Origin of the sequence: Mesorhizobium mediterraneum (genome assembly GCF_002284565.1) — a bacterium.
Taxonomy (GTDB): Bacteria; Pseudomonadota; Alphaproteobacteria; order Rhizobiales; family Rhizobiaceae; genus Mesorhizobium; species Mesorhizobium mediterraneum.
Genome location: NZ_NPKI01000011.1, coordinates 230,691 through 243,379 on the forward strand (window position 1 = coordinate 230,691; position 12,689 = coordinate 243,379).

Genomic DNA, 12,689 nt, shown 5'->3' on the forward strand with positions numbered 1-12,689 from the left:
TGAGCGATATGCGAACAAATGCTTCATATCGCACAAGCTGAATGGACGGAAGCTCGGGCCGGGCCTATCCCTCGCTTTGCCGCAGGCGTTTTGTGCCACGGAACTGAGAGGAACTCGGATGGACAAGACAGTCGCAGACCCCGCCACGGCGGTGGCGGGGATCGGAGACGGCATGACCGTGATGATCGGAGGCTTTGGGGGGGCGGGTTCGCCCATCGAGTTGATCCACGCGCTCATCGACCGTTTCCGCACCACGGGGCACCCGAAGGACCTGACGATCATCAACAACAATGCGGGCAACGGCCATGTCGGCCTCGCCGCGCTGATCGGGGCCGGGATGGTGAAGAAGCTGATCTGCTCCTTCCCGCGCTCTGCTGATCCGGTGGTGTTCACCGATCTCTATCTGTCCGGGAAGATCGAGCTGGAGCTGGTGCCGCAGGGCACGCTTGCCGAGCGCATCCGCGCGGGTGGGGCAGGAATCCCGGCCTTCTATACGCCGACGTCCTACGGAACGGATCTCGCGAAGGGCAAGCCGGTCGCTGAATTCGACGGACGGTGCTATGTGCAGGAACGCTGGCTGAAGTGCGATGTAGCGCTCGTGAAGGCGGAGATTGCCGACGCCCATGGCAATCTCACCTATCGGGCGGCCGCGAGGAACTTCAATCCGCTGATGTGCATGGCGGCGGCGGAGACCGTCGTGCAGGCGACGCGGATCGTGCCGGCGGGAGGGATCGACCCCGAAATCGTCATCACCCCCGGCATCTTCGTCCAGAAGGTGGTCGCGGTCGCCCATCCGCGGCAGGAAGAAGATCTGAACCGCGCGAACGCCGTCTATCCGGAAATTGCCTGAGATGATTGTGAAGCTGACCAACAACCAGATCGCCTGGCGCGCCGCGCAGGACATTCAGGACGGCGCCTATGTCAATCTCGGCATCGGCTTTCCCGAGAAGGTGGCGCAGTATCAGCCGCCCGGTCGGGAGGCGATCTTTCACACCGAAAACGGCATCCTGAACTTCGGCGAGCCTCCGCCGAAAGACGAAGAGGACTGGGATCTAATCAATGCCGGCAAGAAGGCGGTGACGCTGAAGCCTGGCGCCGCGTTCTTCCACCACGCGGACAGCTTCGCCATGGTGCGGGGCGGCCATCTGGATGTGGCGATCCTCGGCGCCTATGAGGTAGCCGAGAGTGGCGACCTCGCCAACTGGTCGACAGGGCCAAATGGGGTGCCAGCGGTAGGCGGCGCGATGGACCTCGTCCATGGCGCCCGGCGCGTTGCGGTGATTACCGATCACGTGACGAAAGACGGCAAGCCGAAGCTTCTGAGGCGCTGCACCCTGCCTCTGACCGGCGTCGGCTGCGTGACGCGCGTCTATACCTCGCTTGCGGTGATCGACATCGAGGGCGGGCGCTTCGTCATGCGCGAGAAGCTGCCCGCATTGTCCCTCGATGATCTGCAGTCCGTCACTGGCGCCGAATTGCTGGTGACCGGCACTGTTGCCGACCTGATCGTCCCGGAACTCTAGGATGACGGACGTTTCCATTTGCGACTATATCCGCACGCCGATCGGCCGCTTTGGCGGGGCATTCTCTTCGGTACGGGCCGACGATCTTGGCGCCATTCCGCTCAAGGCGTTGCTAGCGCGCAACGGCGGCGTCGATTGGGAGGCCGTGGACGATGTGATCTTCGGCTGCGCCAATCAGGCGGGCGAAGACAATCGCAACGTGGCGCGAGCATTTTGCAGCCAAGTGGAATCAATTGGCGTCGCAGAAATGCAGCTAAAACAAATAGATAGAGCGGGACGCCCAGTTCAATTTGAATGCATCCCGCTCTAGGCTCCGATCGCCGTAATGTTGCTCAGCAGCCTGTCCGCGACACAGGTCGATGCTCCAGCCGCCATGAGCATCTGCGGCAGGATCAACCATTCCAGCGTCCAGGCGGCGCCAGAGCGCTCCTGCTCGTGGACGAGCGCATGATGCATCCCCGAGAGCTGGACGGCGTTGTAGCGGGCGAGCGTCACCAGCATCTCGGCATCGATGGGATTGCGCTTGTGCGCCATGGCGGACGATGAACCGCCGCCCGCCAGTTGCAGCTCGTCGCCTGCCTGCGCCATCAGCGCAATGTCCTGCCCGAGCTTGCCGAGGCCGCCCGTCACAAGCGACAGCCAGTTGGCCAGCTCAGCGATGCGGTCGCGCTGGCTGTGCCATTGCGGCGCGTCGCCGAGGCTCAGCCGCTCGGCCACCGCGGCACGGACGGCGGCTCCCTTGTCTGCGAACTTCTCGAGTGTCCCGACGGCGCCGCCGAACTGGATGACGAGAACCGATCTTCGCATCGATTGAAGCCGCTCGTGGTGGCGCACGAGCGGTTCGCGCCAGCTTGTGACGCGGTCGGCTACGGAAATCGGGATCGCTGCCTGCATTCGGGTTCGGGCCATCAGCGGGCGATCGCCAAACCGATGACCGAGATCGGCAAAGGCGACCACCAGTGCCGAAAGCCGTTCTTCCAACAGGTCGATACAGGCGCGAATTCGCAGGATCATGGCCGTGTCGATCACGTCCTGGCTGGTCGCACCGAAATGCACATGCTCCGAATGCGGCTCTCCCACGGCATGCCTGATCTGCCGCACCAGCTCCGGCACCATGACGCCGTCGCGCGCTGTCGCGTCCCTCAGGGCCGGGATTTCCGGCTGGAAGTTGTCGAGGACGCGTCCGATTGCGCTTGCTGCAGCCGCGGGGACGATGCCGAGCGCACCCTCTGCGTCGGCGAGCGCTTTCTCGAATTGCAGCATCGTCGCAAGTTCGGCCTCGACGCCGAGCAGCGTCGCCATCTTCTCATCGCCGAGAAGCCCGGACAGGAGGGGACTGTCGAATGCTGCGATCATATGTCGAAGAAGACCGTCTCGTTCATGCCCTGAAGATGAATGTCGAACTTATAGATGTCGCCATCGCGCGGCGCGACCAGCGTTGACACGCGCTCTCTTTGCTCAATACGCATCAGGACGGGATCCTCGGCGTTGGCCGTTTCCTCGTCGCCGAAATACATGCGGGTGTGAAGGCCAATGTTGATGCCACGCGCGACGATCCAGACTGTCAAATGCGGCGCCATCTTGCGGCCGTCAAAAAAGGGCACGCGACCGGGTTTGATGGTCTCGAACATGCATTCGCCCGTCGTCATGTCGGTGGGCAGCCGGCCCCAGCCGGTAAAATTCGGGTCGGCGGAGCCACGCAGATCCGAGGGCGAATTGTAGATGCCGGCGGCGTCCGCCTGCCAGATCTCCACAAGCGCGTCTTTCAGCGGCGAGCCGGCGCCGTCGATCACCCGGATGTTGACCCTGATGCGCTCGCCCTTGGTCTTGTCGGCGACCATCGCGGCGCCAAGGTCGCGTTCATAGACGCCCGAGATGCCGACAAAGTTGGGCGTCAGCCCTATATGGACGTAAGGTCCCGCAGTCTGCGAGGCGCTTTCCTTCAGCCGGCTGAGACCCTGGACCATCAGCTGCCCTCGATGCGGTTTTCGAACGGCGTCGAGCGGCGGCCGCGCAGCACGATGTCGAATTTGTATGCCCGCGCATCCATCGGCATCGTTGCCTCCATGTCGAGCGCGGCGGTGAGGCCTTCAATAGCGCGGCGGTCGTTGATGGTCCGCACGATCGGGCACCTCCAGATCATCGGGTCGCCCTCGAAATACATCTGGGTGATCAAGCGCTGCGCGAAGCCGTGCCCGAAGATCGAGAAATGGATGTGGGCTGGGCGCCAGTCGTTGGGTCCGTTGGGCCAGGGATATGGCCCCGGCTGGACCGTGCGGAAACAATAGGAGCCATCCTCGCCGGTGATGGTGCGGCCGCAGCCGCCGAAGTTCGGATCGAGCGGCGCGAGATAGGTTTCCTTCTTGTGTCGGTAGCGTCCGCCTGCGTTGGCCTGCCATATCTCCAGCAGCGCACCGGCGACGCCGATGCCGCGCTCATCGAGTACGCGGCCATAGACGAGGATGCGCGGCCCGATCGCGCTTTCGCCCGGCCCGGCAAAATTGTATATGAGGTCATTGTCCAGCTCACCGAGAATATTGTGGCCGAAGACCGGCCCCGTAAGCTCCGACAGGGTGTTGTCGAGGGAAAGAAGCGGCCGTTGCGGCGAGCGCAGCACCGAAGTCTTGTAGGCTGGCGTGAAAGCCGGCGGATGCCAGTTGCGGTCGCGCTGAAAGAAGGCGCCGATTTCCGGCGTGCGGTTGGCGGGAAAGCGCGACTTGGTCATGATTTGCCGGCTTGAGCATCCATTTCGTCGAACGTCTTCCTGGCGATCTTCATCGCGTGATTTGCCGCCGGCACGCCGGCATAGATTGCCACATGCAGTAGCGCCTCGCGTATGTCGTCGCGCGTCGCTCCGGTATTGACGCTGGCGCGGATATGCATCGCGACTTCTTCATCCTGCTTCAGCGCGGCGAGCAGCGCGATGGTGATCATAGAACGCTCGCGCTTGGTGATGTTCGGCCGCGACCAGACGTGGCTCCATGCAGCCTCCGTGATCAGTTCCTGGAAAGGAATGTCAAATTCGGTCTTGGCCGCCTCTGCGCGGTCGACATGGGCGTCACCCAGCACCGAACGGCGCGTCGTCATCCCTTCGACGTATCGGGCGCCGTGTTGTTGCTTGCTCATTCGCGCTCCCTTCGCATGTCGTTCAGGAAGCCACGGATCAGCCCTGCGAGCCTTCCCGGCTGCTCGACGCATGGGATGTGGCCCGCACCGGCGATGACCTCGAACCGTGAGGCGGGGATTGAGAGGGCCAGCGATTCCACCAGTTCAGGCGGCGTCGATCCGTCTTGATCGCCGACAATGCAGAGTGTCGGCACTTTGATCGCGGCGGTCGTAGCGGTCAAATCGGCGTCGCGGATAGCTGCGCAGGCAGCAGCGTAGCCGGCCGGATCCTGGCGCGTCAGCATCGTTTTATACCCGGCCAGTTCCTCGCCGCGATTCTTATGGAAATCCGGTGTGAACCATTTTCGCATCACGTCGTCGGCAAAGCTCGCGATGCCCTCCGACAGCGCCGCGTTGATGCGCCCGTTCCACATCTCGGCCGTGCCGATTTTCGCTGCCGTATCGCAAAGGATCAACCCCTCGATCAAATCCGGCCGCGTCTTGTAAAGGCATTGCGCAATGACGCCGCCGATCGAAAGCCCGCAGATCACAGCGCGTTTTACGCCAAGATGGTCGAGCAGCCCTGCAAGGTCCGTCGCATGGGTCTCGATTGTTTGCGGCGCGTCACCCAGCTCGCTCAGACCGTGTCCGCGCTTGTCAAATGCAACGAACGTGCAGTCGTTGGCGAGCCTTCGCTCGACCTCGTTCCAGATGCGCATATCCGTGCCGAGCGAGTTCGCGAAGACGACCGTCGGCCTGCCAGCTGCGGGACGATACCGATAGTGGATCGTCGCGTCGTTGATGCGAGCAAAGTTCATAGCGGTCATATCTTTGGCATTCCTTTGGGCCGCATCAGCCGCTTTTGCGCGGCGATGCGGAATGGTGCGTTCGGCGCACCATATCCTGCATACGCGCTGCGCCGTTCAACAAACTCGATAATGAACCCCTCTCCGAATGTCGGCGCATAGAGCTGAAAAAATTCGCCGTTGTCGTCGCGGTCATAAAGAATATTGGCTGAGCGCAACCGATCGGCGACCTCCGGATCCAAACCGAAGCGCGCCTCTACGTCGTCGTAGTAGTTCATCGATATCTGAAGCGGTTCGAAGCCGTTGGCCTGCAGCTTCGCCGCCGTCGCAAAGATGTCATCGGTCGCGAGTGCGAAATGCTGGACGCCGGAACCAAAGGTTTCGGCGATGAAATGGCCAGCCAGGGTGCGGTGACTCTCGGCGCCGTTCAGCGTGAGGCGGAAGCGCTTGTCCAGACCTTCGATCACCTGGCTGCGCACGAGGCCGGCCGGATCGACGATGTCGACCATAGGGGTCTTGGTCGTCCTGAAGATCGAGACATAGAACAGCAGCCAGCTCGGCATCTCCTCCTGTGCCATGGTCTGCCCGACATGATCGATGCGGGTGAGGCCGACGCCATTGCCGGAACTTGTCGGCATGACCGGCGTGAACTCTATGTCCCAGACCTTCGCCAGGTCGGTCTTGGCGTCGAGGAAGTAGATCAGTCCGCCACCGACGCCGCGGATCGCCGGGATCGACAGCTCGCCAGGGCCGACCCGCTGGTGAAAGATCTCCGCGCCCAGCGCCTCGGCGCGCGCAACCGTGGCGGCGGCGTCCTCGACCTTCAGGCCCATCGCATATGCCGATGTGCCATGGACAACAAAGGAAGAATGGGCGAAGCCCTGCCGCTCCGTATTGATGACAATATTGATCTCGCCCTGGCGGTAGAGCGTGACGTCCTTCGAGACGTGTCGACCGGCCTCGACAAAGCCGAGCATGCGCAACAGCGATCCAAGCTGTCCGGCGTCCTGGCGATCGGCCGCGAACTCGATGAACTCGACCCCTCCAACCGAGATGCGGTCGGGCATGGGCGGGATAGCAACGTCAAGTGCCGGTTCTTCACGCCGCACCTGATCCATCAACCACACGAGCGAACGCCGTCCGTCGACGGAGATCGCCTTTGCCGACCCGCCACGGAACTGGTCGTTGAAAATCTCGAGCGACAGATAGCCATCATAACCGGTTGCCGCGACCGCCTGCATGAACTGTCGCACCGGCAGATCGCCTTCGCCTGGCATGTTGCGGAAGTGCCGGCTCCAATAGAGCAAGTCCATTTCGATCAACGGCGCGTCGGCGAGTTGGACAATGAAGATCTTGTCGGCGGGTATCGAACGGATGGAGCCGAGCTCAATCCTGCGGGCTAGCGTGTGGAAAGAATCGAGAACCAGCCCGATGTTCGGATGCGCAGTCCTGCGCACGATTTCCCACGCATCGCGATGATCGTTGACGTGACGCCCCCAGGCCAATGCCTCGTAGCCGACGCGCAGGCCGCGCTTGGCGGCGCGCTCGCCAAGCTCGTGAAAGTCCATGGCCGCCCGGTCGATCCCGCCAAGCGAGACCGGCGATACCGACGAGCATACCAGCATCAGGTCGGTGCCGAGTTCCTGCATGACGTCGAACTTGCGCTCGGCACGGTCGAAGGCGCGGCTACGCTGGGGCTCCGGCAAACCCTCGAAGTCCCTGAACGGCTGGAAGAGCGTTATGGTCAAACCTGCGTCATCAGCCATTCGGCCGACGTCGCGCGGTGAGCCGTCAAAGGCGAGGAAATCGTTCTCGAAGATTTCAACACCGTCGAAGCCCGCGGCGGAAATTGCCGCGAATTTCTCCGCCAGGTCACCGGCGATCGACACCGTCGCGATCGAAGTCTTCAAACGCGCCTCCTCCCTGGTTGTTATGAACGAACCAGTTCGTACATAATTAAGGCAACGCTGGCAGCACCGCAAGTTTTGGCGCGCTCAGCGTTCTGCGGGAGCTTCGTCCTTCGCGACAAAGCGCAACAGCATCTCCACGCTGTTGCGCTTGAGCCGCTCGAGTTGTGCCGGAGCGCCAAAGTCGCGTCCGAAGATCATCGAAAAGGTGGCGCGGTTGGAAACGTTGAAGAAGCACAGCGCGCTTACCTGCCAATGGAGTTCGACCGCGTCGAGCCCCGGCCGGAAGACCCCCTCTTCGACACCGCGTGAATAGATGCGAGAGATATGGTCGATCGCAGTCACGTTCAGTTCGCGGATCGCATCCGATTGTTCGAGGTATTGGCCGTGATGGATGTTCTCGATCATCACCATGCGGATAAATTCCTCGTGTCGGTGATGGTGGTCGAACGTGAACTCCACTAGGCGCGTCAGTGCCGCCACGGGGGGCAAACCTTCGATATCGAGTTGGGCCTCGCCCTCGCGCACCTGGCGATACGCGTTCTCGAGCGCGCGCAGGTAGAGGCCCTCTTTGTCACCAAAGTAGTAGTAGATCATGCGCTTGCTGAAGCGTGTGCGCGCCGCAATCTCGTCTATGCGCGCGCCCGACAAGCCGTTCAGGGCAAACTCCTTGGAGGCGATCTCCAGGATGTTGCGGCGCGTGCCCTCAGGGTCCTGGATACGCGTCGTGCCCGCGTCCGGCTTCGTCTTTCGTTCCTTCTTGATAACGGCCATGCAGTTTGAGTTCCCGCCCCGGCGCCAGCCGGCAATTGACTAAACTAACCAGTTAGTACATCATTCGCAAATCGCGACGGACTTATTTACCGGCGCGTTTGACGTGAACACAAGGGCGATCCAAGAATTGCCGCATTTGGGCCAGGAGGCGGCCCGCACAGGGAGGAATCTCGGGAGATGGGCGACAGCCTTGTCGACCTCCTTTGCCGTCTTGCGGACGAGCACAAGGGTGCCGCCAGCTGCGACAGCGAAAAGGTCGTGATTGGCCTTGTCGGACGCGGCATTCAGTCCTCGCGCACTCCCGGCATGCATGAGCGTGAAGCCCGGCGCCTTGGCATCGGCTATTCGTACCTTTTGCTCGATTTCGACAGGCTCGGATTTCCGGACGCGGCGATCGGCGACTTGATCGCGGCGGCGCAAATTGCGGGCTTTCAGGGCCTCAACGTCACTCATCCGTTTAAACAGGCTGTTATTCCCGTCCTCGATGCGCTGTCGCCAGAAGCGCGCGCGATAGGCGCGGTGAATACGATCGTGTTCGCTGGCGGACGCAAGGAAGGCCACAACACCGACGGCTGGGGTTTCGCGGAGAGTTTTCGCGAAGCGATGACAGGCGCATCGATGGGCAGTGTCGCCATGTTCGGCGCCGGCGGAGCGGGCGCCGCAGTCGCAAACGCGCTGATGGAGATGGGCGTTGGCCGGCTGTTCGTCGTCGACAGCCAACCCGATCGCGCCTCGGATCTTGCGTCGCGCATGGGCGCCTTGTTCGGCGGCCGCGTCGAGGCGTGGCCGGACCTGGCCGCAGCGGTGCGCATGGCAAACGGCATCGTCAACACGACCCCGGTGGGCATGGCGAAATACCCCGGAACACCGTTCGACACGGCTCTTCTGACGGCCGAAAAATGGGTCGCCGACATAGTCTATTTTCCGATGGAAACGGAGTTGTTGATCGCGGCCCGTAAGATCGGCTGCAGAACGCTGCCGGGCATCGGCATGGCGATCTATCAGGCCGTCCGCGCGTTCGAGCTCTTCACCGGGCGCAAGGCCGACCGCCGCGCCATGGCAGATCACTTCGAGGCCGCCGCATGAACTCAATGACGCCTATAGCCGCATGAAGACCACTGGGAGGAAATCGACATGAAAGCTGAAATGAACCGACGCATGTTTATGATCGCTGCCGGCGCATTTGCCGCCGGAACCGCTGTCCCCGCCTTCGCGCAGGACAAACCAAAGCTGCGTTTCTCGGCCGTGTTCTCGGAACAGGACATCCGGGCTGAGATGATGAAAATGTTCGCTGACGCCATCAAGGACGACTTTGCTTTCGAGGGCTACTACGGCGGCAACCTGTTCAAGCAGGGCACCGAGCTTGTCGCCATCCAGCGCGGCAACCTCGAAATGGGCAACATCGCCCCGCAGGACATCTCCAAGCAGATTCCGGCCTGGTCTATCGTCACCGTCGGCTACCTGTTCCGCGACGCCGCGCATCTCAAGGCCTTCTTTGCCAGCGACGCCGGCGCGGAGCTGAAGAAGATGACCGAGGACCAACTCGGCGTGAGGGTGCTCGGCCCCACCTATTTCGGCCTGCGTCAGGTCGGCCTGAAGCCCGATAAGGAAATCAAGACTCCCGCCGACTTGGCCGGCGTCAAGCTGCGCATGCCGGGTGGCGACGCCTGGCAATTCCTCGGCCAGGCGCTCGGCGCGAATCCTACGCCGATGGCCTACGCAGAGGTCTATACTGGCCTGCAGACAGGAGCGATCGATGGGCAGGACAACCCTCTGCCCAACGTCGAGAACATGAAGTTCTACGAGGTCATGTCGCAGATCGTGCTGACCTCGCACCTTGTCGGCTTCGACCTCCTCAGCATCTCGAAGAAGGTGTGGGACGAGATGGGGGCCGAGAAGCAGGCAAAGGTCCAGGCCGCGGCGGACAAGGCGATCGACTTCTCGACAGAGAAACACCTGACGCGCGAGAAGGAACTCGTTGAAACATTCAAGGGCAAAGGCCTGAAGATCTACGAGCCCGACGTCGCTGCATTCCGCAAGCACGTGCAGGAGCAATATCTTGCCTCTGACCTCGCCAAGGAATGGCCGGCCGGGATGATCGACAAGATCAACGCGCTTTGACGCGCCAAAACTCGCCAGCCGGTCCGCTTGTGACCGGCTGGCCCAAACTCGTTTAGCCAGACGACGCCAGGGAGGCATGATGAACCCGGGATTGAGAAAGGTCGGCGGCTGGCTATACCGGCGCGCCGAGAACGCCATCGCCATCGCAATCGGCGCCATGTTCGCCGCGTTTCTTCTGCAGGTTGCTTTTCGTTACCTTCTCAACTGGCCGACCGGCTGGAGCAACGAGCTCACCGTCGTGCTCTGGATTTGGGTTGTGCTGTTCGGCGCAGCGTTCGTCGTTCGTGAGGAAGAGGAAATCCGTTTTGATCTCCTCTATGCCGCAGTCGGTCCGAACATAAGGCGAGCGATGACGCTCGCCTTCGCGATCGCTCTCGTCGCGCTCTATGGCTGGTCCTTTCCGGCCGTCTTCGACTATGTGACCTTCATGAAGGTCGAGAGCACCGCCTACCTCAAGATACGCTTCGACTGGCTGTTCTCGATCTACCTCGTCTTCGTGGTCGCCGTGATTGCCCGCTACCTATGGCTCGCGTGGCGTGCTCTCCGGGGCGAAGCGCCGGCGGAATTTGACCCGACGAAAGCGAGTTCCGGCGTATGAGCCTCGCGAGTCCCTTTTCGCTGTCGGTCGTTGCGATCACAGCGCTGGCCCTGCTTGGCCTGCCGATCGGTCACTCGATGATCGCCGGGTCGATCCTCTATCTCTGGCTAGCAGGGCTCGACATGGGCACGTCCGCCGAGCAGCTCCTCAACGGGCTCTACACGAGCTACATTCTGCTTGCCGTGCCGATGTTCATTCTCGCCGCGGAGTTGATGAACGCCGGAACAATGACCGACCGGCTGCTGCAATTCTGCAACGCTGTCGTCGGCCGTTTCCGCGGCGGCCTGGCGCAGGTCAACGTGCTGCAGTCGATCATCTTCGCCGGCATGTCCGGCTCGGCCATTGCCGACGCCGCGGGCACCGGCAAGATGATGCAGCAGCTCATGACCAAGGATGGCAAGTACCCGGCGAGCTATGCCGCTGCGCTGACAGCCGTCACCTCCGTGATCGGCCCGATCATTCCTCCGTCAATTCCGCTGGTCATCTATGCGCTGATCTCGGATGCATCCATCGGCTACCTCTTCATTGCGGGTATCGTGCCGGGCCTTCTTCTCGCCCTGTCGCAGATGATCATCGTCGCCATCGATGCGCGCCGGAAGAACTTTCCGGTCGAGAAGCCGGTGCCGCTCAGGGAATTTCCGGGGATCACCTTGCGAGCGTTTCCGGCGCTGATGCTGCCGGTCGTTCTGCTGGTCGGCATAAGGGGCGGCGTGATGACCCCGACCGAGGCTGCGGCGGTCGCCGCCGGCTACGCGCTGCTCATCTCGGTCGCGATCTATCGCAGCGTGACGCCGGTTCAGCTCTACCATGCGCTTCTCAACAGCGCCCGCACCACGGCCTCGATCGGCATGCTCATCGCCGGCGCCCTGGTGTTCAACTACGTTGTCACGGTTGAGAACATTCCGCAGTCCCTGTCGGTGATCCTGCAGTCCTGGGATCTTTCGCCGATGGGTTTCCTGATCCTCGTCAACATCCTGCTGCTGATCCTGGGCTGCGTGCTGGAGGGCACGACTATTCTGCTGGTGATCGTGCCGGTGCTGATTCCGACGGCGAAGGCGCTCGGTGTCGACATGGTGCATTTCGGCGTGATGGTCGTCGTCAACATCATGCTCGGCCTCGTCACCCCGCCATACGGGTTGCTGCTGTTCATCATGACCCGCATCGCAGAGGTGCCGCTGCGCGACCTGGTGCATGACGTAATGCCGTTTCTCTACGCCATGATTGCCGCCCTGATGCTGATCACCTTCTTCCCATCGCTGGTGCTGTGGCTGCCGCGCCTGCTGGGCTATCAAGGATAGGACCATGACCAAGCCAATCTTCGTTCTCAACGGTCCAAACCTCAATCGCTTGGGCAGCCGCGAGCCGGAAATCTACGGGACGACGACGCTTGCCGAGATCGAGACGATGTGCCGGAAGGCCGCAGACGGGCTTCCAGTCCGCTTTCACCAGTCGAATTTCGAGGGTGAGATCGTCGGCTGGATCCACGAGGCGATCGACGACGGCGCCGGCATCATCATCAACCCGGCGGGCTTCTCGTTCACCTCGATTGCCATCCTCGACGCGCTCAAGATGTTTCCTGGGCCGATCGTTGAGCTCCACATTTCCAACATCCACCGACGCGAGGAAATCTATCACAAATCGCTCGTCTCGACGGTGGCGACGGCGGTCATCGCCGGTTTGGGGCCGCGGGGATACGCCACCGCGGTCAATTCGCTGAAGCAACTGATGGAAGGTTAGGTAAGGCCACAGGCAAGGCGTGAAATCCGCAGCGGGAATATACTAACTGGATAGTACGACAATCGTCTCGTCAAGATCGCCAATGGGAAGGAAAAAACATGTGCCCTCCGGGATGCCT

At 61.9% G+C, this 12,689-nt stretch carries 15 protein-coding genes; 8 read left to right on the plus strand and 7 right to left on the minus strand.

Annotated features, from left to right (window positions below; all coding sequences use genetic code 11):
• Nucleotides 1-118: 118 nt before the first annotated feature.
• From CIT25_RS06200 to CIT25_RS06210, 3 genes are read left to right on the plus strand one after another with little or no spacing between them, the layout of a single operon-like run.
• A complete protein-coding gene (locus CIT25_RS06200; protein WP_095483672.1) occupies nucleotides 119-850 on the plus strand; it encodes a 3-oxoacid CoA-transferase subunit A in 732 nt (243 codons plus the stop codon).
• Between the two features lies 1 nt (nucleotide 851).
• Entirely contained in the window at nucleotides 852-1,523 is a 672-nt protein-coding gene (locus CIT25_RS06205; RefSeq protein WP_095483673.1) for a 3-oxoacid CoA-transferase subunit B, read from the plus strand.
• A gap of 1 nt (nucleotide 1,524) precedes the next feature.
• Nucleotides 1,525-1,833, plus strand: coding sequence for a thiolase family protein (locus tag CIT25_RS06210; RefSeq protein ID WP_206072920.1), 309 nt, complete (start codon nucleotides 1,525-1,527; stop codon nucleotides 1,831-1,833).
• Here CIT25_RS06210 and CIT25_RS06215 read toward each other — a convergent pair.
• From CIT25_RS06215 to CIT25_RS06245, 7 genes are all read right to left on the minus strand, one after another.
• Entirely contained in the window at nucleotides 1,830-2,879 is a 1,050-nt protein-coding gene (locus CIT25_RS06215) for a 3-carboxy-cis,cis-muconate cycloisomerase (RefSeq protein WP_095483674.1), read from the minus strand. The two genes, CIT25_RS06210 and CIT25_RS06215, sit on opposite strands and share 4 nt — an antisense overlap.
• A complete protein-coding gene (gene pcaG / locus CIT25_RS06220; RefSeq protein WP_095483675.1) occupies nucleotides 2,876-3,490 on the minus strand; it encodes a protocatechuate 3,4-dioxygenase subunit alpha in 615 nt (204 codons plus the stop codon). Before pcaG ends, CIT25_RS06215 begins: the two co-directional genes overlap by 4 nt.
• A complete protein-coding gene (gene pcaH / locus CIT25_RS06225; RefSeq protein WP_095483676.1) occupies nucleotides 3,490-4,248 on the minus strand; it encodes a protocatechuate 3,4-dioxygenase subunit beta in 759 nt (252 codons plus the stop codon). Before pcaH ends, pcaG begins: the two co-directional genes overlap by 1 nt.
• Nucleotides 4,245-4,649 (minus strand): 4-carboxymuconolactone decarboxylase, encoded by a 405-nt coding sequence (pcaC, locus tag CIT25_RS06230; protein WP_095483677.1) that lies wholly within the window; start codon nucleotides 4,647-4,649, stop codon nucleotides 4,245-4,247. The genes pcaH and pcaC overlap by 4 nt, the downstream gene beginning before the upstream one ends.
• Nucleotides 4,646-5,446, minus strand: a complete 801-nt coding sequence (gene pcaD, locus CIT25_RS06235; RefSeq protein ID WP_095483678.1) for a 3-oxoadipate enol-lactonase — start codon at nucleotides 5,444-5,446, stop codon at nucleotides 4,646-4,648. Before pcaD ends, pcaC begins: the two co-directional genes overlap by 4 nt.
• A 5-nt stretch (nucleotides 5,447-5,451) precedes the next feature.
• On the minus strand, nucleotides 5,452-7,344 hold the full coding sequence (locus CIT25_RS06240) for a bifunctional sugar phosphate isomerase/epimerase/4-hydroxyphenylpyruvate dioxygenase family protein (protein WP_095483679.1): 1,893 nt from the start codon (nucleotides 7,342-7,344) through the stop codon (nucleotides 5,452-5,454).
• An 84-nt stretch (nucleotides 7,345-7,428) separates the two neighbouring features.
• Nucleotides 7,429-8,115, minus strand: a complete 687-nt coding sequence (locus tag CIT25_RS06245) for a TetR/AcrR family transcriptional regulator (RefSeq protein ID WP_095483680.1) — start codon at nucleotides 8,113-8,115, stop codon at nucleotides 7,429-7,431.
• Nucleotides 8,116-8,292: 177 nt separating this feature from the next.
• Here CIT25_RS06245 and CIT25_RS06250 point away from each other — a divergent pair, with 177 nt between their 5' ends.
• The 5 genes from CIT25_RS06250 to CIT25_RS06270 all read left to right on the plus strand — a co-directional run bounded on the left by CIT25_RS06250 (nucleotide 8,293) and on the right by CIT25_RS06270 (nucleotide 12,571).
• Nucleotides 8,293-9,201 carry a shikimate dehydrogenase gene (locus CIT25_RS06250; RefSeq protein WP_095483681.1) on the plus strand — a complete coding sequence of 303 codons (909 nt, stop codon included), beginning with the start codon at nucleotides 8,293-8,295 and terminating at the stop codon, nucleotides 9,199-9,201.
• 48 nt (nucleotides 9,202-9,249) lie between these two features.
• Nucleotides 9,250-10,236 (plus strand): TRAP transporter substrate-binding protein DctP, encoded by a 987-nt coding sequence (gene dctP / locus CIT25_RS06255; RefSeq protein WP_095483682.1) that lies wholly within the window; start codon nucleotides 9,250-9,252, stop codon nucleotides 10,234-10,236.
• A 79-nt stretch (nucleotides 10,237-10,315) separates the two neighbouring features.
• Complete coding sequence (locus tag CIT25_RS06260; RefSeq protein ID WP_095483993.1) at nucleotides 10,316-10,834, plus strand: TRAP transporter small permease; 519 nt, start codon at nucleotides 10,316-10,318, stop codon at nucleotides 10,832-10,834.
• Nucleotides 10,831-12,132 (plus strand): TRAP transporter large permease, encoded by a 1,302-nt coding sequence (locus CIT25_RS06265; RefSeq protein WP_095483683.1) that lies wholly within the window; start codon nucleotides 10,831-10,833, stop codon nucleotides 12,130-12,132. The genes CIT25_RS06260 and CIT25_RS06265 overlap by 4 nt, the downstream gene beginning before the upstream one ends.
• A gap of 4 nt (nucleotides 12,133-12,136) precedes the next feature.
• Nucleotides 12,137-12,571: a type II 3-dehydroquinate dehydratase gene (locus CIT25_RS06270; protein ID WP_095483684.1), complete on the plus strand. Its 435-nt coding sequence runs from the start codon at nucleotides 12,137-12,139 to the stop codon at nucleotides 12,569-12,571.
• The last annotated feature ends 118 nt before the right edge of the window (nucleotides 12,572-12,689 follow it).